Here is a 21,486-nt window from a genome sequence, read left to right as displayed (position 1 = left end):
TATATTGGTGCAGGTGGAAATAAGAGGGGATGATGAATCTTTATGACGGAAGTAATTGGCATTATTTTATTTTTATCTTTTATAGGACTTGTGGTTTATTCGATTAAAGGATTCAATTTGATGGTTGGTTTTATTGTGATGGCTGCCCTTTGGACAATTTTACCAAGTATCGATATTTTTGTGACAGAAGGCTCAATTACGCCGGTGCTTGAGATGATTCAGGCTGTTTACCAGAAGGCACCTGAAGCATGGGGCGGTATTTTGGTAAATGTATTCTTTGGCGCCTGGTTTGGGCGTGTGCTGCTGGACACTGGTATAGCAGCTACAATTATCAGAAAAGCTGTTGAACTGGGCGGTGACAATTCAGCAGTGATTCTGGTTTTAACGAATATTATTACAGCGGTAATTTTTACTTCAATGAGCGGAGCAGGTCCAGTACTGGCAATTGCCATTGTTATTTTGCCAATCCTTTTTTCAATTGGTATACCGAAAGAAATTGCTTTGTTTGCATTTACCGGGTCTGTTGCTGCAGGAATTTTTATCAACCCGATTAACTATGCACAGTATCGGGCATTCTTTGCAGATATTGCTCCGATGACTGAATATGATTATTCAACGTATTTCACATTTGGATTTCTAGCCTTTGTCGTAATGATTTCGATTGTTTCTGTTTTTTCTGTGATTTATCTGAAAATTAAGAATCCTCGTTATACATGGACTGTTTCCAAAGAACCGCAAATTGTCAATGCACCTAATTTGTCATTGTTAACACCGTTTTTACCGGTTGTAGGTGTCATTTTTCTGAGATTGCCGATGATCCTGTGTTTCATTCTGGCGGGTCTTTTTGCTTTAATGGTTTGCGGAGAATTTAAAGGCGGCTTCCGGGCGGCCTGCAGGCTTTTAACGAAGCTGTATGCGGATGGCGTAAAAGATACCTCTTCATTAGTAGGCTTCTGGTTGTGTCTGTCTATGTTCAATGCAGCTGCAAAATTTGCCGGTCCTTACTTCCAGTCGATTATTGGCGGGTTAATTCCCACTTCTGCTTTTTGGCTGTGCGTGCTGTTCTTTGTTCTGGCACCTCTGACATGGTTTAGAGGGCCCATGAGTCTGATCGGAAGCGGTGCGGCTTTGCTGGCAGTGATTGCACAAAATCCGGCTGCCTATCCAATCACATTTCTTTATCCGCTATTCATTTCAATTATGATTGGAATGGGTCATTTTGATATTACAACATCATGGATTGCCTGGGGGCTTGGATACAGTAATGTGGAACCAAAGGATTATATGAAAGCGGCGATTATTCCGGGAATGGTTATTTGTCTGATTCTGGAAGCAGCTACATTTATACTATACGGCGGCATGTAAAGGAGAAAAAAATGACTGAACGAAAGGTACGAATTGGAATAGATGTCGGAGGAACGCATACTAAAGCAGTTGCCATTGATAATCTGACGAAAGAAATTATCGGCAAATCCTCTGTAAAAACAACACATGATAGTGAAAGCGGCGTTTCAGGCGGTGTTGTTGCAGCATTTTTGAAATGTCTGGAAGAGTATGAGATTGCACCGGAGTCTGTGGTTTTTGTTGCCCACAGTACAACACAGGCAACGAATGCATTGCTGGAAGGCGATGTGGCAACAGTCGGTGTAATTGGAACCGGGGGCAATGGTATTGAAGGCTTTCTTGCAAAGCTGCAGACGAAGGTGAAAGATATTGATTTGGGAACTGGGCGAAAAATAGTAGTTATCAGTCGATATATTCCAGGAAAAGAATACACGGCAGCTGCAGTTGATCAGGCATTGGCTGAGCTAAAGTCTGAGAAGGTAAATGTGCTGGTTGCGACAAGTGCCTTTGGTGTTGATGATTTAACGAAGGAGCAGGAAATTCTGGCTGCTGCAGAAAAACAGGGCTTTTCCTGTACAATGGCATCGGAAATGACTAAGCTGTATGGATTATCCAGAAGAACCCGCACAGCTGTTATTAACGGCTCTATTCTTCCCAAAATGCTGGAAACAGCCAACTGTACAGAAGAAAGTGTAAGGGAAGCAGGAGTAGATGTTCCCCTGATGATTATGCGGGGAGACGGCGGTGTTATGGATGTTGGCGAGATGAAAAAGCGTCCGGTATTAACGATGCTTTCCGGGCCTGCTGCAAGTGTAATGGGCTCGCTGATGTATTTGCGGGCTTCAAACGGCATCTATTTTGAAGTAGGCGGAACATCCACGAATATTGGAGTGATTAAAGATGGACGGCCTGCAATCGATTATTCGCAAATCGGCGGCAGAAATACATATATCAGCTCTCTGGATGTACGGGTACTGGGAGTGGCAGGAGGCAGTATGGTTCGGGCAGAACAGCACAAACTGCTTGATATTGGACCGAGAAGTGCGCATATTGGCGGAATGGACTATGCCGCATTTACACCTTCGGAAGAAATTGAAGAGCCGACGCTTGAATTCTTTTCTCCTAAAGCAGGTGATCCAAAAGATTATGTGGCGATTCGTTTAAAAAACGGCAAACGAATTACAATTACCACAACAGATGCAGCCAATGTGTTGGGGCTGATTCAACCGGAACATTTTTCCTATGGAAATCAGGAGTCAATTCGAAAAGCAATGCAGCCGTTGGCGGACTATGTCAATAAAACTATTGAAGAGATGGCAGAGGAATTACTGGCATTGGCATTTGCTAAAATTCGGCCGGTGATTCTGTCATTGGCTGAGAAATATAAGCTGGAAAAAGATCAAATGTCTCTTGTAGGTGTCGGCGGCGGGGCTGCTTCACTAATCATTTATACCGCAGAAAAGCTGGGTTTAAACTACCAAATTCCAGAGAATGCAGAAGTAATATCCTCTATTGGCGTGGCCTTGGCCATGGTTCAGGATGTTGTGGAGCGAATGATTCCAAATCCGACACGGGAAGACATTAATGCCATCAAAAGAGAAGCTGCGGATAAAGCCATTGAGAATGGTGCAACAGAAGACAGCATAGAAGTGCATATTGATATTGATCCTCAAACACAGAAAATTACAGCGATTGCAACTGGATCAACAGAGGTTCAGACGACTGAGCTTCTTTCAGCCTGTACCGAAGAAGAGGCACACGAAATTGCTGGTACGGATTTGAGAGTAAGGGATGAACAGCTTCAACTCGTTGAACAAAGTGAGCACTTCTATGTTTTCAGTGCAAAAATTAAATCAGGAAATGCGGTGCGTGTGATTGACCGCAAAGGATTTATTCGTATGCAGCGGGGACATGCGAAAACCATTAAAACCCCGATGAGCAGTTATATGGATGCAATCAGCTTTTTATGGGAAGAGATGGCCAACTACAAATCAGATTTGATTATCAGACCGGATTTCTATATCTGCGCGGGACCGAGAATGATGGATTTTTCCAGTAATGATTTTTCTCAGCTGATGATGCTGATTGAAGTGGAAATGGCGGCTTTTCAATCAAATGAAGATGTGCTGATTATTGCAGCCAACCAGTCCTATTAGGATATGCCTGAAAACGCTAGCGGTGAATATTTTGCTGTTTCTATGGAATTCTTCATTATAAATATTCGCTTGTGAACCATATTGCCAGTCCTTCTATTAATAGAACCCTCTAGCGGAAGGGCATGATTCATCCTCAAAAAGCTAATATTTTAATAAATCGCTTAGTAAGAATAGGAAGTTATTATCGACTTTCAGCGAATAGCTGATAGAAATTTCCTTCGTTTGACAAAATAGTAACGATGATTAGGGAATAGATCGCTGAATAGTTTTCTTTTTTACTTCTGGGGAGACGAATCATGGTATGTGTATGAGAATAAGTTTCATTTTTCCAACCGTTGTTTATAGAGAAATGAATACGCTAAAATGAGCGAGCTCTTTTATTTGTTAAATTTAGACGTTCACAAAAATATCTGGAAATTTCGGATTCCGCTGAACTTTTCAGACACATCCTATTGAAAAGAGGAGAAAAGAATGGATTGGAGCGACGAATTTCTAGCTTATTTGGAATTAAAAAAATCTCTGTTTTTTAGATATATTCCTAAAGATGCTGTTCTTGAGTATATTTCTGGGGCATTGGATTTGGGATATAAGGGTGCGCTCGAAATAGAGAATAACGAAATCAGAGAGCTATACACCGCGCATGCTATTCAAATTCACTATATTGAGACTTCAGCAAAGATCGGAAGTGGAATGGTTCGGGCAGAGTTTGAGTATGATCACAGAGGTAGACATAAAGTTTTTTTGTATGCCGCAGCCATTCAGGAATTGATAAATACTACGGGCAGTACCGAAAAGCAAGTAGAGGATTTGCTGCTTGCTCATGAATGGTTTCATTTTCTGGAAAGTGAGCGTGGTTTTGCATACGAGCAATTACCCCCTCTGGAAGTTCCCGGCTTGTTTGGCAGAAAGAGAAAAGTAATGATATGTCAGCTAAGTGAGATTGCTGCTCATGCATTTGTCAGAGGATATCAGCAATTGCCGGTTTTACCGTTATTCTATGATGTGCAGGAGCTGGTAAAAAACGGGCAGCTGTCAGAAGAAGAACTGGTGGAAGAATATAAACAATTTCAAGAATATAAATAAAAAGTAAACTGTCCCCTATAGAGTAGACACTTAGAAAAAGAGTGTCCTCTAGGGGGATTTTTTTGCATAGAAAATTTTTGTTTCTCCAACTTTTCAGATTTCATATAAAACAACTGCACTGGTCATTGTTTCCATAAAAGGATCAAGATATAATGAATGGATTTTAAAATGGTGAAATTCCTCAAAACTTCTATTGTTCAATATGAGCAGTCTGTCGAAATTTTGCAGGTTGCGCTGAATTTATGGAGGAAAGAAGCATGGTGAAGGGAGTGAATATGCACTGATAAAAGTGATATTCAACGATACGACGAATATCTGTTTATCCGTAAAAATACAGTAAAGTATTGAATCAGAAAAATCAGCGAGTTAGTGGGCTATGATCTGATTCTTTTCTTCGAAGCCTTCGAATGGTATCTCGCCTGTATGCAGCTTTGGCTGTTTTGCAAAAATTCTGCAAAAGACTGTGAGCGTTTTGATTGTATATAATTTAAAAAAGGGGAACTCAAAAGAAAACAATGGGTCCGCTCTTCCATAAAGGTTATTGCAGTGAAAGCGCCGGCTATCTGGAACAATTTGTACTTAAGCTGTTGATGAAGGGTGAGTAGAATAATTTATTGAATGAAGTATGATCATCTTAAAAAAAGAACAGCAGGAGATTTGAATGTAGTAGCCTCAAAAAGTTAGATTTGTTGAGCTCAACACAAAACCCTGCTATCCTCTCCTGTGTTACTGCTTTAGACACCTATTTACTCAAATAGCTAAAATCGGTTAGTTCTTCATAAGTATATGCTTTATCTATTTGCCCTTTTTCTTTGGTCCATGTGATGATGGTTTCAAACTGATCTTCAGGAACAGCCTGAGCATATGGATAGCTGTCCGTCTGATTATCCAGATAGTTGCTCATTGCATCCGGAAATTGATAGTTAGTTAGAATATCTGCATATTCTGAAGCTTTATGCTCATTCATGTAGTCAATTGCCTGATTGTAGGCTCTGTAGAATGCAGCGACATCTTGAGGTCGATCAGCTAATACGGAATCCATAAATTGAATAGTGCCGCCCTTGATCCCTTGATCTTTAGAACTGCCCAAAACGATCGCGCCTTCCTGTGCCAGCATGCTTGCCTGTGGTTCTGTATAAACAGCGCCGTCCACCTGATTGTTTAGAAGTGCTTCAGAACGGGCAGAGAAGGAGGGAATATCAACTACTTCATAGGTGAAATCATCTTCATGAGCAAACTCATCCATAATGTATTCTAAAATAAAGTTGGGAACTAGGGTAACTTTTTTTCCATCTAGCTCTTTCATCTCAGTAATACCTGATTTTGGGGAAGCCAAAATTTTAAAGTCTTCCAAAATATCTGATGTAATAGTCATATCAATTCCGTTCTTTTTAAATGTTGCCTCGGTCATGACATCGCTGATCGTTCCATCCAGTTCTTTAGACTGGATTGCAACATTACGGTCTGTTGGTGCGGTAAAGGCTTTGATTGCTACATTTAATCCTAGTTCGTTAAAAAAGCCCTGTTCTTTGGCTAAAATAATGGGAATGGCTGATTCAGCTGGTAAAATACCGATATTTAAGGTTTGATCAGTAACCGCAGCTGCCTTACTTTCCACGGTGGAACTATCTGCTGAATTTTCTGAATCATTTGTATTATTTCCGCAAGCTGCCAAGCCTGCCATAGTGAATAAAAGAACTGTTGCTGTTCCTAAAATTTTTTTCATATCCCTATACCTCTTCCATCAAATTTTTAAATTGTTCTATTGGTAATGAATAAGGGATGATATCTCGATGCAGTTCCAACGGATGGGTGTCTTTTGTATTGACCCCCGGCTTCGTTGTAAATGCCAGTTTAAAGCTCATTTCTTTTAATGTGTCGATTGTTCGTTGGTCATACAAGCCAAAAGGATAGGCAAACGCATCTTTGATATCAACAAACTGATTACAGTCGTACAAATCCTGTTTAAAGTTTTCCGTTGTTTCCCACATAGCAGAGGACATTGTTGTTCCTTTTCTCCGGTGAAAATGACTGGTATGATTGACGTACTCAAAAACATCCCGCATCTCTTCCAGCTCTGCTGTGCTCAATACTCGGGAGCTGTTTGGATCATAGGCAGACGGTTCGTCAAATAGCCAGCCGGAGACGACAAATGCTGCGGCTTTCCAGCCAGCTTTTTTCAGGACTGGATAGGCGTATTCTTTTATCGACTGATAGCAGTCATCGAATGTGAGTAGAACCGATTTTTCCGGTAATAGAAGTTTTTTTTCATAGAAGCCTTGAACTTCGCCAATACTTAATGAATGGTAACCCGCATCCTTCAGATAGTTTATTTGTTCTTCAAAAAGAGGTAAACTATCAAATAACGGTAAAGGTAAGGAGTCCTCGTAACCGTCACTGACAGCAATGGGTCTTTGCCGGCCGTTCAGTTCTTTCTGAGGGCGAACTTCGTGGAATACAAGTGTTCTGAACACTGGAGTTTCACCTGACTTTCTTCAAAATAATTCAGATAACAGTATAACATAGAATCAGTGAAAAACAGTTGTGTAACTATGCACAAAAGGAGGTTGGGGTATGAGAATCAATTTGGAAGAAGTATCTTTCAGCTATGAAGAAAAAAATATTATTTCTGGTATGAACGTTTCTTTTGAAAAAGGGAAAACCTACGTGCTGTTGGGACGTTCTGGGGTAGGGAAAAGTACGCTGCTGGCTTTGCTGAAAGGATTTCAGCTGCCGGTTTCCGGCAAGATCAGTTATGAACAAACATCACAACGGCAAGTGGAAATTGTCTTTCAGGATTTACAGCTTTTTCCTTGGCAAACGGTTTATCAGGCAGTCGAAATGCCTCTGAAGATCCGGAAAGAGGAAAAAGACAGTTGTCAAACTAAAATTTGTCAGTTATTGGAGGAACTGGAATTGTCAGAGTTGTCAGCCAAGTTTCCTGATGAACTCAGCGGTGGTCAGCAGCAGCGGGTTGCCATGGCCCGAGGGCTGATTACAGAACCTGACTTTCTGCTGCTGGATGAACCAACCTCATCTTTGGATCAGGAAACAAAGGAACGAGCACAGGAGTTTATATTATCTGAGCAAAGAAAACGGCAGAATACAGTGATTACTGTCACACATGACATTGAAGAAGCAGCGTATCTGGGAGAAACCATTTTGATCATGGGCGGCGGCTCTGTGATTAGTTACGAAAATCCAATATTTTCTTTTGATGAGCGTCGTGAATCAGTCGAATTTTATAAATTTTGTATTTTACTTAGAAATATTCTGAAAGGAGGCCATTGATGAAAAAACAAAAGATTGTTTCCTTTTTTGTTGGTTTTCTTTCTCTCATTTTATTATGGCAGCTGTTAACATTTATAACAGAGAATCGGGCGGTCCCTGCTCCTTTAGGGACATTCCAAAGAGCTTGGCTGATGAAAACTGACCTTCTGCTTCATGCTGGGGCGAGTGTTTTGAGAATTGGTGCAGCACTTGTTTTTTCTCTGATAATCGGTCTTCCTTTAGGGATGTTACTAAGTCGAAGCAAGTGGATAGCGTGCTTATTTGGTCCCTTGATTTATTTTCTTTATCCCTTGCCAAAGGTTGCGTTCTTACCTGTGTTTATGATCTTTTTTGGTTTGGGGAATCTTTCAAAGATCCTATTAATTGTCGCAATTATTTCCATTCAGGTTACTGTTTCTATTCGGGACAGTGTTAACAATATCCCGAAAAATTATTATCGGGTGATGTCCAACTATAACAGCAGCCGACTCCAAACTGTTCGATTCCTGATTCTTCCGGCATTACTGCCGGGTCTGCTGGCAAGTTTAAGGGTAAGTACGGGAATTTCTCTGGCATCATTGTTTTTCGCCGAAAATTACAACACTGTCTATGGATTGGGCTATCTGATTTTGAGCGCGTGGTCCAAGATGGATTATGAAGAAATGTTTGCAGGTATCCTGATGATTGGACTGGCAGGTTATTTGATTTTCAGTTTGTTTGATACGCTCGAAAAGCGATTTTGCAACTATAAATGAGTTAATACAAATTAAATAACCTCCTGTATACCAAGCTTTTCAATTAAGAGAAATGATGTTGAGAAGTGTTCTGTCCGCATGCTACAATGGACAAAGAAAAGAATTGCTTTATAGACATAAAAGGAAGAGGCTGGAAAAAGGGATGAAAAAGAAAATTTTACTGGTTGCTGGTCTGACCATTTTACTTGCAGGATGTTCTGAATTGCCTCAGCAGGAAAGGAAGAAACAGGCAGAGGCAGAAGAATTTGGCTTGTTTGTGGACAAGCTTGCTGTACTTTTAAAAGAAAGAAAGCTCGAAGAAAAAGAGAAAGCGACAGAGGAAACCAGCAGCAGTTCTCAGGAAACAACAGCAGCTTCAACAGATGTTTCTGCAGAACCAGTTCAAGAAGCAGCGGATAAAAGCCAGTATCCCTATATGGTTTCTTTAACAGATTTGGCAACTATCGGAAGATTTTCAACGAATGGTATGAACACGCCAAATAATATTGACCTGTCATTCATTACTGAATCGAATGGGGTAGTCACAATGAGCTTTAATCAGCCGAGCTCTAACATTATTATGTACACAGCTTCGTATCGCCAAATACCCACCAAATCGATTCGTGTTTTCTCGGCAGGTACAAATGAAATCCGCACAGTTTCTGTAAATTCAGAGATTATATTGGAGTATCTGGCCAGTGCATACGGCGGGCTGGATCAGGGAAATCTGTATGTCTTTACCAATAGCGGCGGCGGGCTGTCTTTGGCAACACCAAATTATGCTGGAAATGCAGCGTCGGGACAAGAAGATGTTATGCTGGAATATTTACCTTAGTAAATGACTGTTGGTTTTGTTTACAGAGCTGAGGGAAAGAAGCAAGATAAAATCAAGGCTGGCAAGAGATAAGTCCGTGCGTTTGTTTTTTTGACAGTAAAAAAAGGATATTGGTTTACAAGTAGTCCGCTTTACAATCCTTTAAGTTTTGTCAGCTTATTTCTATGGATGTTAGGATAGAGTAGTGTCTTAAGATACTTATAATAGATTGAAATAACAGTTGCTTTAAAAAGAATTACAAAGTAAAATTTAAAAAGATATCTTCTATCACTTTTATTTTAATGAAATTTTTATTCAAGACTAGGAGGTCATGAATTGTCAAGAGGAAAAAAAATTCTATTAGTTGTGTTAAGTGTACTTGCGGTTATCGTAGTGGGTACAATTGCTCTGAGTGCCAAAGTATATAATGATATTTCAAAAACTGTATCAAAAACCTATGAAACAGTTGAGAGGCAGGCTGAACCTTTACGTGAGGAAGAAGTCAGTATTCAGGAGCAGGATGCTTTTTCAGTTCTTTTAATGGGAATTGATACTGGTGACTTAGGTCGTGTGGAGCAGGGAAGATCAGATACGATGATGATTGCTACTGTTAGTCCTGAAAAACAACAGACAACCATTGTCAGTATTGCCAGAGATACATATACAGAAATTGTAGGTTACGGAACACAAGATAAGATTAATCATGCCTACGCTTTTGGCGGAGCGTCCATGTCAATGGATACGGTGCAGAAAATGCTGGATATTCCTGTAGACCATTATATCTCCATAAATATGCAGGGATTGAAAGAGCTGGTAGATGCAGTTGGCGGGATTACTGTAAGCAATACCCTGGATTTTAGTCAGGATGGCTACGACTTCAAAGTTGGACAAGTGGAATTAGATGGAGAGAAGGCTCTTTCTTACTCACGGATGCGTTATGAAGATCCCAATGGGGATTACGGCAGACAGGAACGTCAAAGAAAGATTGTTGACGGACTTGCCAGAAAGCTGCTGACATTTTCAGGAGCGGCTAAATACAAGGAAGTACTGGACGCAGTTGGCGAACACGTGAAAACTGATATGAGCTTTGATGATATGAAAACGTTGGCTCTAAATTATCGTTCGGCATTAGGTGCCATTAAACAGGATCAGTTGAAAGGCGAAGGCTTTATGCAGGATGGTGTTTCCTATCAGGGGATTTCTTCTGAAGAAATGACGCGTGTACAAACTGAACTGAAAGAACAGCTTGGTCTGTAAGCTTATTTGAGTGATGTTGAATCAATGTTTGATGAATTTACTATGAGTAGAAGTAATGACCCGGTCCTAGACAACTAAATGGACGGGTCATTTTTAGTTGCTGACAGACAGATGAGTATGCTGTCCTGTTAAATAAAGAAGTGGAGTGAACCAAGGCATGAATATGTTGTTTATTTTTGAAGATGGAATGAATACGACCTTTTATTTATATCTGTTGAAAGATGGAAAGAAAAAACTGCTTCGGTTTTCGCCTGAGGTACAGTATCAGAGTGGTGAGACACTTTCGCAGAAATATAGGCTGCTTTCTACCACAGCATTTATTGATTTTTTCGAAACAGCCGTACAGCTTAAAATAGAAAATTTCGTAATCGCTGATAAGGAAAGAGTTCTTGATTTTCTCTTTAAAAATAAACAGGAGCTTGTGATTAACAATCCTGCAACGTTTACCTATACTGCAAGTGATCGATATTTCGAAAAGGGCAAACAGCATGTAACTAAGGCAGCATTGACTGATTTTATCAGCTATCAGTTGGATGCTCCAAATCAGCTGGGGATTTTTGAACGACAGGAACATGTATTGAGATTAATAAAGAATGAGCTGGTGGGGGATAAGCGGATAACTGCAATCCCTAAAAAATTTAATGAGCTGAATAAAAGCGTCACAACCAATATGAAACTGCCGACGCTGCTGAAATTTTTTAAAGCATACAGGGAAACAGATAAAGGGAAAACACAACGATTGACAGTACCGGATGTTTTGAGTGGTTCAGATGAGCTGAGCTGGCCGCAAAAGAAGATTGAAACATTTATAAATTGAGGCTGACTAAAGCAAACATAAAGGTTAAATAAATAGAGAGGTCGTGAGGTTGGGACAAAAGCGATCAGCTCCGAGAATATAAGAAGGAATATCCGAAAATAGTCAAGGAACACTAGTCATAGAATGAATAGCTGTGAATTAATACACTGCGCTGCGCTTCGATCACCTCAACTTCTGCGTATGAAACATACGAGAGTTGACAGTCTTCACTAGGATTGCTTTAGCAGAGTAGATGAAGTCCTGTTACCTACTCGGTGAAGGAACTGCTCCTGCGGTTACTCGTCGCAAAAAGAATTTTTGCTTTTGTACCTCCGTTTATTCGAGGGTAGATATGAAGAGAGTTTGGAACTTTTTTTCTGCCTCACTTTCACAGATCCTTCAGTTTTTGTTTTACAGGTATAGTACCAGCAGGGTTAAGAGTATGATGGTGACAGCACCAATGGTCATCAGGAGTTCATCTTTTGGTGGAGTACCATATTTTCCAAGGGATCAGACACACCTTTTCTTTCAATGATTTTTTACTTCTGGAAAGCTGCTTGTAATAACTTTTAAGAACAAATAAATGGAACCTGAAAAAGAGACGAAACAGCAAACTATTTAATCAGTTTGTTGTTTCGTCTCTTTTTCCATAAATTCCATATAAGAAAATAGCTGTAATTTCATCGGTAAATGGCAGTATAGCTTTATAGATGTCTTCATTTTGCATCGAGGTTGAAAGCAGCTGCATATAAATCAGCAATGCCTGATCAGAAATATCTTTGTTGACAACGCCTTCTTCTTTTCCTTGATCAAATAATGTCTGGTACATGGTTATTCCTTTTGTCAAAAAATTCTTCATATACGGATTATCAGACTCACTGAACTTCAGCATAATAAATTCATAAAATTCGGGATGGATGTCTTTTGATAATTGGCTTTTAGTGAATATCAGGTACTGCATCTTTTCTTCGAAGCTTTTGTCAGAATGGATTATTTGAAAAAAATCATTATATGTTTTATTAAAGTAGAGAGTACATGACTCAATAAGCAGGTTTTCTTTTGCATCGAAATAGTTAAAGATGGTGACAGGTGAAACCTTTGCCGAAGCAGCGATGGCTTGTACGGAAGTGTTCTTAATCCCATTTTTCATAAATAAATCCAGAGCTGCCTGAAGAATGTTTTGTTCTTTTTCTTTTCTTCTCCGTTCAAAACCATTCATGTGTCTTTTCAGCTCCTCTTTGAAAATCCTCGATAGTTTCTGTTTGCTATTTTAATATAGGATATTTTTTGAATTATTTCAACGTGTTGAATAGAAAAGCTCTTGCTATAAAAAAGCAAAGAGCGTATATTATGAATTATAATTTTGGTAATAATTCATAATTAAGAAAATAAATAAGTCGATATAAATACTTGAAGATACAGGAGGAATAAAATGAATATCATTGAGTTGTCAGGTGTAACAAAAAAATTTGGACGCTTTGAAGCATTGAAATCAATTGATTTAACTGTAAGAAAAGGAGAAATTTTGGGCTTTATTGGACCTAACGGAGCTGGGAAATCGACAACAATTAAAACGTTGTTAGGAGTTTTAAAAGCAACCTCAGGAGAAGCAAAGGTCTTCGGGATGGATTCATGGAAGGACACTGTTGAAATCCATAAAAGAATTGCTTATGTACCGGGAGATGTTAATCTCTGGCCAAATCTGACTGGCGGTGAAGTCATTGATCTGTTTATGTCGCTGCAAGGCAGTCCGGCTATTGAGAAACGGGATGAGCTGATTCGTCGTTTTGATTTAGATCCGACAAAAAAATGTCGTACGTATTCAAAGGGGAATCGGCAAAAAATTGCACTGATCGCTGCTTTCGCAAGTAATGCAGAACTGTTTATACTGGATGAACCAACCTCAGGGCTAGATCCTTTAATGGAAAGAGTGTTTCAGGAGTATGTGGAGGAAGCTAAAGCGCAAGGGAAAACAGTTCTGCTTTCCAGCCATATTTTATCCGAAGTGGAGAAGCTTTGCGACCGTATTACGATTATCAGAGAAGGAAAAATTATTGAAACAGGTTCACTGAAAGAGATGCGTCACTTGACTCGTACTTTGCTGACTGTTGCAACTAAATTACCTGTACCTGATCTGGAGCAGCAGGAAGGAGTTCATGATTTTACCGGGACAGACACAGCGTTCAGTTTTCAGGTAGATACAGAAAAGCTCAGCGGTGTTATTCAATATTTGTCCCCTTTTACAGTCCTGAAATTGGAAAGTACACCGCCAACACTGGAAGATCTTTTTATGAGGCATTATGAGGATAAAAAAGGGAATCTGGAAGGAGATTATTAAAATGGATATCTATTTTTCCGGATGGCTTAGATTATTAAGACTGAATCTCCGCAGAGACCGCTGGCAGATTTTATTTTGGATATTGGGAATTGCTGGGATGTCAATCATTGTAGCGAGGGCATTTTCTGAGTTGTTTCCAACTGCTGAAGAACGTCAGATAATGGCAGAGACAGTGAGAAACCCGGCAATGATTGCCATGATTGGTCCAAGCTCCAGTCTGGACAACTATACCCTAGGTGCAATGTTTGGACATGAAATGACTTTATTCATGGCACTGACTGCTGCAGTAATGACAATCTTACTGACAGCACGCCATACCAGGGGAGATGAGGAGGATGGACAGCTTGAAATGATTCGTGCGTTGGCTGTTGGTCGACTGGCACCGTTGATTGCGGTGATGGTTGAGATGCTGCTGATTAGTTTGCTGATTGCTGTGACAAATGGGGTGGGTGTCGGTATTTTAGGGATTGAAACGATGCCGATAAGCTCCTCGCTTTTATATGGTGCAGCTTTGGGCGGGACAGCTCTGGTGTTTTCAGGAGCAGCGGCGATTTTTGCTCAGTTAACTGAAACAAATCGGGGAACAATCGGTTTTTCTCTCAGCTTTTTAGGAATTGCCTACCTTTTCAGGGGCTTTACGGATTTAAAAAATGAATCGCTGTCCTGGGTTTCACCAGCAGCTTGGCCTTATAAGACGGAAGTCTTCGTAAATGATTTCTGGTTTCCGGTACTATTAAGTATTGTTGCTGCAGGCTGCTTTTTCGCAGTCAGCCTCTACTTGAACAGTATTAGAGATTTGGGTTCCGGCTTCATTCCTCAGAGAAAAGGTCGCAATCATGCCGGACGTTTATTAAGAACGCCATTAGGCTTGAGCTTCCGCTTGATAAAAACAATATTGATCAGCTGGCTGGCCGTATTGTTTATTGCAGGTGCCAGTTATGGTTCTTTCTTTGGAGATCTGGAAAGCTTCTTTAAATCAAATGATATGCTGGTGCTGCTTTTGCCCAAGGACAGCAATTATTCTTTAACGGAACAGTTTATGACTGTTTTGATGGTTATTTTATCTATTTTAAGTACCATTCCTGTTGTATCTATTCTTCTGAAAATCTATGGGGAGGAAAAGAAGGGACGGATGGAACAGCTGCTGTCCAAGGAAGTCAATAGATTTCAGTTGTTAGGCTCCTATTTTATTCTTGGCTTCTTCACAGCTGCTTTGATGATTCTGACCGGAATAATAGGGCTGTATTTTGCATCCAGCAGTGTGATGGCTCAGCCGATTTCGCTGGCAGTAATGATGAAATCAGGGTTTGTTTATTTACCGGCTATCTGGTTTGTGTTGTCTCTAAGTGCCATTTTGGTCGGCTATTTGCCGGGTTGGAGCAGTTTGGTGTGGGTGTATCTGGGCTTTTCATTTTTTGTTGATTACTTTGGCAATCTTTTAGATGTACCGGACTGGCTGAAAAACATTTCCGTATTCAGCTATATTCCGCGTCTTCCGGTGGATTCGTTTAGCTGGCAGCCGCTGCTGATTATTAGCGGTATTGCTGTTGTCTTTTCCTTGATCGGGTTTTATGGCTATCGTGAAAGGGATATTCTGGGATAATGAAAATAAAACCTTTCTTCCAGTCAGGCAGCTGCTTCTGGCTGAAAATTGGAGAGGAACCTCAGATGATTATACCAAGTTTTTTCTTTGTAAATGATCTATACGGAAAATCAAGAGAAGCAATGAATGACTGGATCGAAACTTTTGGTAATGGAGAAATTATCTTTGATCTTCCAGATGAAGAAGGGAAAATGCAGTTAGCAAAATTTAATCTCTTTGATCAAATCTTTTATATTATGGATAGTACAATTCCGCACAACTTTACTTTTTCTTTGGGCAATTCGTTTTATGTATACTGCAAAGATCAGGATGAAATAGGCCGATTATGGAATCGAATTATTTCTGAGGGAGAAGAGTATCCATCCCTGCGGCTGGATGCTGGATAAATTCGGTGTTGCCTGGCAGACAGTAACGGAGAACATGGACGACCTGTTTGATTCACGAGACCCTGAAAAGGCCTATAAAACTACCCTTGCTATGTATGAGAGGATAGTAGCAAGCTTCGTAGAATTCATAAGGAAGCATAATGAGAGGAGATGGAATGGAAGGCTGATACTTCTGTTCCATCTTTATTTAGTAAAAAGAAATAAGTACTGGAATAATTGAGTCTACCTCCAAAAGATTTAAAATAATGACAGCTTCAGGAATCAGAATAAGTTTGCTTCAATAATTGACGAGGAACATCAATTTTTTCGTATATTATAGTATATAGAGTATTTGTTAAGTGAATTAGAATTTTTAATTTTGTGCAGTAGCTCTTTGTCTATTTTTTTCAGTTATATTAGGGTGTGTCTGAAAACTCAAGCGGCGAATATTTTGATGATTTTTATCAAACTCCTCGTCATAAATACTCGCTTATAACCCACATAAGCTGTGTTTTCTTCCTTGATTTCCACAAAAATCACTGAAAAATTTGAATTCCACTAACGTTTCAGACACGCCCTAGATTTATTTAATGATTATTTTACTATCTAGTCGAATTGACCTGTATGTACATCTTGATGTAAAATAAACAGAGTTATCGTTGAAAATACAGGAACTTGTTTTAGATATTTTTATTGTTCTTGATCAGGTATTAATGGGGGTATCAGCTTGTCAGGATTAAATGTTTTGCTTATTGGAAAGATGATTTTATTTTATCTAATGATGACAGTGATTATGTATATGACAGGTTCGGGAGTATGCAGACGATTTGGGATTAATGCGGTGAGAATAGAACGCTTAAGTATAGGGTTTGTTTTTCATATGGCACTTATTCAATTGTTCGGCTGGTTTTTTGTGGCATTTAGATGGCCGATGTCAGCTTTTATTTTACAGGTTATTTTTATTTCATTTTTTGGTATTATTTTGGGAATATCCAGGGAAGCATATAAAGCTGAAAAGAGAAAAATTGAATGGTCTGGTTTGATTGTTTTAGGAATTCTGCTTTTTCAAATTACCCTGTTGTTTATTATGTATCGCTCAGATGCAGATGATTCATTTTATGTAAGCAATGTGACTCTTTTTCAAAACAGTCAAAATCTTAATCTCTATGATGGGAGCTTCGGAAATCCACTTTTGGGGACTGTTCCAATGTACGACTTTGAAATATGGGAAGCATACATGGCATTTTTTTGTAAGCTGTTGCAGATTGACGGGGCAACGATGCTGCATTTTGTGTTGGTTCCCTGGCTGCTTGTTGTCTCCGCATCTGCCTATCTTTTTTTAGGCAGAATTCTATTTGATGGTGATGAAAGAAAAGGTAATTATTTTTATATTCTGCTTTCTGTATTTCACTTAATGGGAGGGTATGAAGTTTTTTCACAGGGGAGTTTTTTACTGTCCAGAATTTGGCAAGGTAAAGCAGTTTATCTGCATATTGTACTTCCTGTTATGATGGGGTTATTGTTGAGCTGTGTTTCTCACAAAAAAGAGTTGGACCAAACTGTTGAAAAGACGGAGAATAAATTATTTGTTTTACTTTTTGCTTGTATATTGGCAGGTGCAGGATTAAATCCTACAAGCTTATATGTTTTAGGTTTTCAGCTTGCAGCAATGCTTTTGGCACTGGCTATCTACAAACGAAAAGCTAAGTTGCTGCTCCATGCATTCCCGGCAGTTATTACAGTGCTGTTTTTTACTTTGCTGGTTTATTTAAGAGCTAGACAATTCAGTGGACAGTTGGAGGCGGCTTCAGAAGCAGCTGATAATTTTGTTTTTGCAACGTTTAAGAGTTTTTTTGGAAGTGGTATGTTGTACTTTTATATATATATTTTAGCTGTCTTCATCATTCTTGCAATTGGGAATACTAGAGCTAAAATTAGTTTCGTACTTACACCAATTATTTTGTTTATTGGCGTATGGAATCCGCTAACCGGGAAATTGGTTGCTGAAACACTAACGAAGGTTCCTTCTTTCTGGCGTGTTTTCTGGTTGATTCCTGTAGGACTTGCTGTCAGTTATACGTTAGTTCTGATAGCCGGTTATTTCAAATCCGGTTTTATAGGGCTCCTTGTCAGCTGTGTTATCATAGCACTACCTGGGCAATGGATGTTCTTAAAGGAAAATAATTTTGTACGTGCAAATAATGTAGAACGACTTCCGACAGAAGTAATGCAATTTGGCAATCGGGCTATTGAAGAAAAAGATCATCCGGTTATTCTTGGAACAGATGAATTTGCAACTACTTTCAGACAAAAATATGATCAAATTGAGCTTATTTACTCCAGACATCAGTATATTTTAGATTTATTTGTATATAGGGACAAAGAAGAGGAAGGAACAGAACGGATTGCACTTATGGATTTTTCACGTGGACTTTCGAGTGAAGAAGAAAAAACTTTAGCACTATTAAAAAAATATTCCGTTGATTATGTCGTTCTGGAAAATAATCATACTGAAAGCCGTTATATATTAGAAAATAATAATTGGCATATTGTTGACAAGAGTGAAGAGTATCTTATGTACAGCAGAAGAGATTAATCATTACTTGTTGGATAAAATCTATCTAGTTTTCTTATAACGTCAGCTTTTATCGAGCAACAGGAAAGGTGTACAAAATGAATTCAAAAGATTGTGTTGGAATAATTATCCCTTCATTGGAACCTGATAATAAATTTCTTTGTCTACTTAAAGATCTGAAAGAATCAGGTTTTAATAACATATTTGTTATCAATGATGGCAGTAATGAAAGCTACCTAAGCTATTATCAAAAGGCAGTAACAGAATATGAGAGCAGCCTTTTGACACACTATGTAAATTTGGGGAAAGGTCGGGCTCTAAAAACAGCATTTAACCATATATTAAATGAATATCCGAAAATAAAAAGTGTGGTGGCTGTTGATTCTGATGGGCAGCACCGAATTGAGGATATTGAAAAATGTTATCAGGCTTCTATTAAAAATGAACATGCCTTGATTATGGGGTGCAGGAATTTTTCAAAAGAAACAAGTGAAATCCCTTTTAGGAGCAGGTTTGGCAATATTATGACGTGCAAAGTACTTAAAATGTTTTGCGGTATTCAGCTTACAGATACACAGACGGGATTGCGCGGAATTTCCAGAGAGCTGATGAAAATTTTTTTAACAGTGGATGGTGAGCGGTTTGAATATGAGATGAATATGATTCTTGAAACAAGAGAGAGGAATATCCCCATTGTCGAGATTCCCATTCAGACGATCTATATTGAAGAAAATGCGACTTCTCATTTCAATCCGTTGAAGGATTCGTTGAGAATATACTCCTTATTTGTCAAGTTTATCTTTTCATCTGTTTCTTCATTTTTGATAGATATCATTTTATTTACTCTTTTTACAGGATTGTTATCAGGAGCCAGCGAACATTATATTTTGTATTCAGCTTATTTGGCTCGGGCAATTTCTTCTTTATTTAATTATCAAATCAATAAGACCAAAGTTTTTAAAGCTGGAGATGAAAATCATTCTGCTTTGGTTAAGTACATTATTTTATGTATAGTACAAATACTTATATCCTCTTTCGCCACTGAGTTTTTGTTCAATCAGTTGAACATTAATGTAACAGGTATAAAGATTGTTGTAGATGCAATACTGTTCTTAATCAGCTTTCAAATACAGCGTAATTGGGTTTTTAAGAAAAAGTAAAACGTGACAACAATTAGGAATTATTTTTTATGGAACTCTATTTTCAGCGCAAGTTATTAGTGTTGAAAATAGAGTTATTTGTGGTTCTAAGAGAAAATAAGGTGCTCCTATTTTATTGGCGAGATTTGAAGTGAAAAACATAATTTTTAGAAGCAGATTCATTTGGATGGTATAATTTTAAAGAAAGAGCACTATTGAGAAAGCAATCTGATAATAAGGAAAATCAATAAGGCAGGTGAGGAAAATCAGTTTATTTGAACAAGATATTTCGTCTGCAAACAGTCAATTAAATAGAACGCTATCTGAAAAAGAGGCACTGATAGTATCAAAGCAGCAGGAGTACTGTCGACATTTAGGCTGGGATGCCGCTGCCTGTGAAGCTTACGTAGCTTATGTGGAAGAACAGCTGGAATATCTTGAGAAGTCCGCAGAAGAAATACTGGTGACAAGTGAAGAAGGGATTCATTTGGTAGGTTCCTCTGTTTATTTTCATTTGTTTAAGCATTCCCAACTTGCTCCTCGTGAAAAGGTTCGGCTGGTACTGGACCAGCTGGGAAGAAGTCTTGATGAGCATGGCATGCTTCAACTCAGCGGTCTCTGCAGGATTGATCTGGATATGTCTCCGCACAGTGAATTTTTAGAACAGTTCGCAGCTTGTGTAAAAATTGGTTATCCGGGAGGCTTGATTGCAGCCTCTCATCCAACAATTAGTTGGGAGGAATTAAAATGTGTCCATCAACTCAGATATTATTTTGACCGACAAAATTTGTTTTATATCCGCTCAAGTTTTAAAGGGAAAACAGATTATGAAAAACTGCTGGCTTATTCAAAGCAAACGGGACAAAAACTAAATTATCGAGATTCTTCCCGTTTTCACAATCGTGTTCGGCAGAGTGGGAAAACAATGAACTCTAAATATCGATCAAGAGAAGGACGCCATGAGCAAACCAATGATAAAATAAAAACGGCGAACGGTTTGTCTGAGTTTATTCTAAATGTTGAAACGGGCTGTTTTGTTTCTCAGTGGAATCGGTTGAAAACAATAGGCGGAAAGCTGGTTTTTGATGAGACAAAGGAGAGTACTGTTGCTCGAATGAAAGAGCTGATTGACAGTAATCCGGAAAATTATGATCTGACAGGGCATGTCGGGAAAGAAATCGCAGATACTGAATCGTTTAATTATGATCGTGGCTTTTTTGATTGGCTTCCATGGAGAAGAGCTCATGATTATTACGATATGAAGCCAAGCGGGCAAGAAAAGTTTGACAGCGATCTCCGCAAGCTGGCCAAAAGAAAGTGGCCGTTTCCTCAAAAATACAAGGAATGTTATCGAACAGCCCGTAGTATTCAGAAAGTACTGAAAAAAGAAGAATGAAGAACTGATGATCGTTTTATCGATTGGATAGGGTAATTTTAGATAGAAAAAAGCTCTTTATCATGCTAACAATAGTCAGCTGTATTGGTATTCTTGCCATGAATTATTTTGGTTATCAGTTTATTATTTTTACTTTGCAGAAAAACTATTTTGATTCCAAGGTTAGTTTAACTATTTTTTTTGATTATAGCTTGAAAAAGCTGATCTATTTCGTTCTATACAGTTTATTTACAGGTATTTTGATTTATAAGTGTGTGCACGCACTCTGCCTTATACTTAAAAGGGGATTCAGCTTGGAAAATGAAAGTCTTTACTTAGAAAAGGAATTTGAGCTGAATCGGGAAGAGCTTTCAATTAAGGATGAATAGTCTGAAACCTGCCATTCTTGGAAAAGTTTTAGCTCTATTATTGAGTTGAAAGACTTTATTTGACGTATTCCTGATCCCAAAAAAATAATTTTTTTTGTATAAAAAGAGCAGCTTTATGAAACTCAGTTGTAGGATTTAAAGAAATGTTTACAGTTGAAAGAAAAGATAGACAACTAAAACTTAATGAAGAACACTGCTGATATTCCTTTTAAATGAATATCAGTTTTTTTATTTGGCCGCCAGCTAAA

The 21,486-nt window shown here is 38.8% G+C and carries 18 protein-coding genes; 15 read left to right on the top strand and 3 right to left on the bottom strand.

The features are described 5' to 3' along the window. Positions 1 to 42: 42 nt before the first annotated feature. The 3 genes from LI951_RS10455 (at position 43) to LI951_RS10445 (ending at position 4,583) form a co-directional block, all read left to right on the top strand. The gene (locus tag LI951_RS10455) at positions 43 to 1,365 is read left to right on the top strand and encodes a citrate transporter (RefSeq protein WP_229442102.1); all 1,323 of its coding nucleotides are present in this window, start codon (positions 43 to 45) and stop codon (positions 1,363 to 1,365) included. An 11-nt stretch (positions 1,366 to 1,376) separates the two neighbouring features. Next, a complete protein-coding gene (locus LI951_RS10450) occupies positions 1,377 to 3,500 on the top strand; it encodes a hydantoinase/oxoprolinase family protein (protein WP_229442101.1) in 2,124 nt (707 codons plus the stop codon). Positions 3,501 to 3,971: 471 nt separating this feature from the next. Beyond that, the gene (locus LI951_RS10445; protein WP_229442100.1) at positions 3,972 to 4,583 is read left to right on the top strand and encodes a hypothetical protein; all 612 of its coding nucleotides are present in this window, start codon (positions 3,972 to 3,974) and stop codon (positions 4,581 to 4,583) included. 742 nt (positions 4,584 to 5,325) lie between these two features. Here the strand turns inward: LI951_RS10445 and LI951_RS10440 are convergent. Further along, the gene (locus LI951_RS10440) at positions 5,326 to 6,309 is read right to left on the bottom strand and encodes an ABC transporter substrate-binding protein (RefSeq protein WP_229442099.1); all 984 of its coding nucleotides are present in this window, start codon (positions 6,307 to 6,309) and stop codon (positions 5,326 to 5,328) included. A gap of 4 nt (positions 6,310 to 6,313) precedes the next feature. Continuing rightward, the gene (locus LI951_RS10435) at positions 6,314 to 7,057 is read right to left on the bottom strand and encodes a polysaccharide deacetylase family protein (protein WP_229442098.1); all 744 of its coding nucleotides are present in this window, start codon (positions 7,055 to 7,057) and stop codon (positions 6,314 to 6,316) included. Between the two features lie 100 nt (positions 7,058 to 7,157). On the opposite strand from LI951_RS10435, the gene LI951_RS10430 reads away from it, so the two are divergent. The 5 genes from LI951_RS10430 (at position 7,158) to LI951_RS10410 (ending at position 11,475) form a co-directional block, all read left to right on the top strand. After that, a complete protein-coding gene (locus LI951_RS10430; RefSeq protein WP_202067029.1) occupies positions 7,158 to 7,874 on the top strand; it encodes an ATP-binding cassette domain-containing protein in 717 nt (238 codons plus the stop codon). After that, the gene (locus LI951_RS10425) at positions 7,874 to 8,608 is read left to right on the top strand and encodes an ABC transporter permease (RefSeq protein ID WP_229442097.1); all 735 of its coding nucleotides are present in this window, start codon (positions 7,874 to 7,876) and stop codon (positions 8,606 to 8,608) included. The genes LI951_RS10430 and LI951_RS10425 overlap by 1 nt, the downstream gene beginning before the upstream one ends. A gap of 142 nt (positions 8,609 to 8,750) precedes the next feature. Further along, entirely contained in the window at positions 8,751 to 9,422 is a 672-nt protein-coding gene (locus LI951_RS10420) for a hypothetical protein (protein WP_229442096.1), read from the top strand. 315 nt (positions 9,423 to 9,737) lie between these two features. Beyond that, positions 9,738 to 10,658, top strand: coding sequence for an LCP family protein (locus LI951_RS10415; RefSeq protein WP_202067026.1), 921 nt, complete (start codon positions 9,738 to 9,740; stop codon positions 10,656 to 10,658). A 157-nt stretch (positions 10,659 to 10,815) separates the two neighbouring features. Then, on the top strand, positions 10,816 to 11,475 hold the full coding sequence (locus LI951_RS10410; RefSeq protein WP_229442095.1) for a hypothetical protein: 660 nt from the start codon (positions 10,816 to 10,818) through the stop codon (positions 11,473 to 11,475). A 601-nt stretch (positions 11,476 to 12,076) separates the two neighbouring features. Here LI951_RS10410 and LI951_RS10405 read toward each other — a convergent pair. After that, on the bottom strand, positions 12,077 to 12,673 hold the full coding sequence (locus LI951_RS10405; RefSeq protein WP_229442094.1) for a TetR/AcrR family transcriptional regulator: 597 nt from the start codon (positions 12,671 to 12,673) through the stop codon (positions 12,077 to 12,079). Positions 12,674 to 12,886: 213 nt separating this feature from the next. Here LI951_RS10405 and LI951_RS10400 point away from each other — a divergent pair, with 213 nt between their 5' ends. The 7 genes from LI951_RS10400 to LI951_RS10370 all read left to right on the top strand — a co-directional run bounded on the left by LI951_RS10400 (position 12,887) and on the right by LI951_RS10370 (position 21,238). Further along, on the top strand, positions 12,887 to 13,792 hold the full coding sequence (locus LI951_RS10400; RefSeq protein ID WP_229442093.1) for an ABC transporter ATP-binding protein: 906 nt from the start codon (positions 12,887 to 12,889) through the stop codon (positions 13,790 to 13,792). Between the two features lies 1 nt (position 13,793). Next, the gene (locus tag LI951_RS10395) at positions 13,794 to 15,395 is read left to right on the top strand and encodes an ABC transporter permease (RefSeq protein WP_229442092.1); all 1,602 of its coding nucleotides are present in this window, start codon (positions 13,794 to 13,796) and stop codon (positions 15,393 to 15,395) included. 65 nt (positions 15,396 to 15,460) lie between these two features. After that, complete coding sequence (locus tag LI951_RS10390) at positions 15,461 to 15,781, top strand: VOC family protein (RefSeq protein ID WP_229442091.1); 321 nt, start codon at positions 15,461 to 15,463, stop codon at positions 15,779 to 15,781. 706 nt (positions 15,782 to 16,487) lie between these two features. Next, the gene (locus LI951_RS10385; protein ID WP_229442090.1) at positions 16,488 to 18,356 is read left to right on the top strand and encodes a DUF6077 domain-containing protein; all 1,869 of its coding nucleotides are present in this window, start codon (positions 16,488 to 16,490) and stop codon (positions 18,354 to 18,356) included. Between the two features lie 77 nt (positions 18,357 to 18,433). Beyond that, positions 18,434 to 19,495, top strand: coding sequence for a bifunctional glycosyltransferase family 2/GtrA family protein (locus LI951_RS10380; protein ID WP_229442089.1), 1,062 nt, complete (start codon positions 18,434 to 18,436; stop codon positions 19,493 to 19,495). A gap of 235 nt (positions 19,496 to 19,730) precedes the next feature. Beyond that, the gene (locus tag LI951_RS10375) at positions 19,731 to 20,870 is read left to right on the top strand and encodes a DUF3114 domain-containing protein (RefSeq protein ID WP_229442088.1); all 1,140 of its coding nucleotides are present in this window, start codon (positions 19,731 to 19,733) and stop codon (positions 20,868 to 20,870) included. A gap of 62 nt (positions 20,871 to 20,932) precedes the next feature. Beyond that, a complete protein-coding gene (locus LI951_RS10370; protein ID WP_202067023.1) occupies positions 20,933 to 21,238 on the top strand; it encodes a hypothetical protein in 306 nt (101 codons plus the stop codon). Positions 21,239 to 21,486: the final 248 nt, after the last annotated feature.

Source organism: Enterococcus sp. BWT-B8 (assembly GCF_020567625.1).
GTDB lineage: Bacteria > Bacillota > Bacilli > Lactobacillales > Enterococcaceae > Enterococcus_L.
This window is presented reverse-complemented; position numbering and strand designations above follow the sequence as displayed.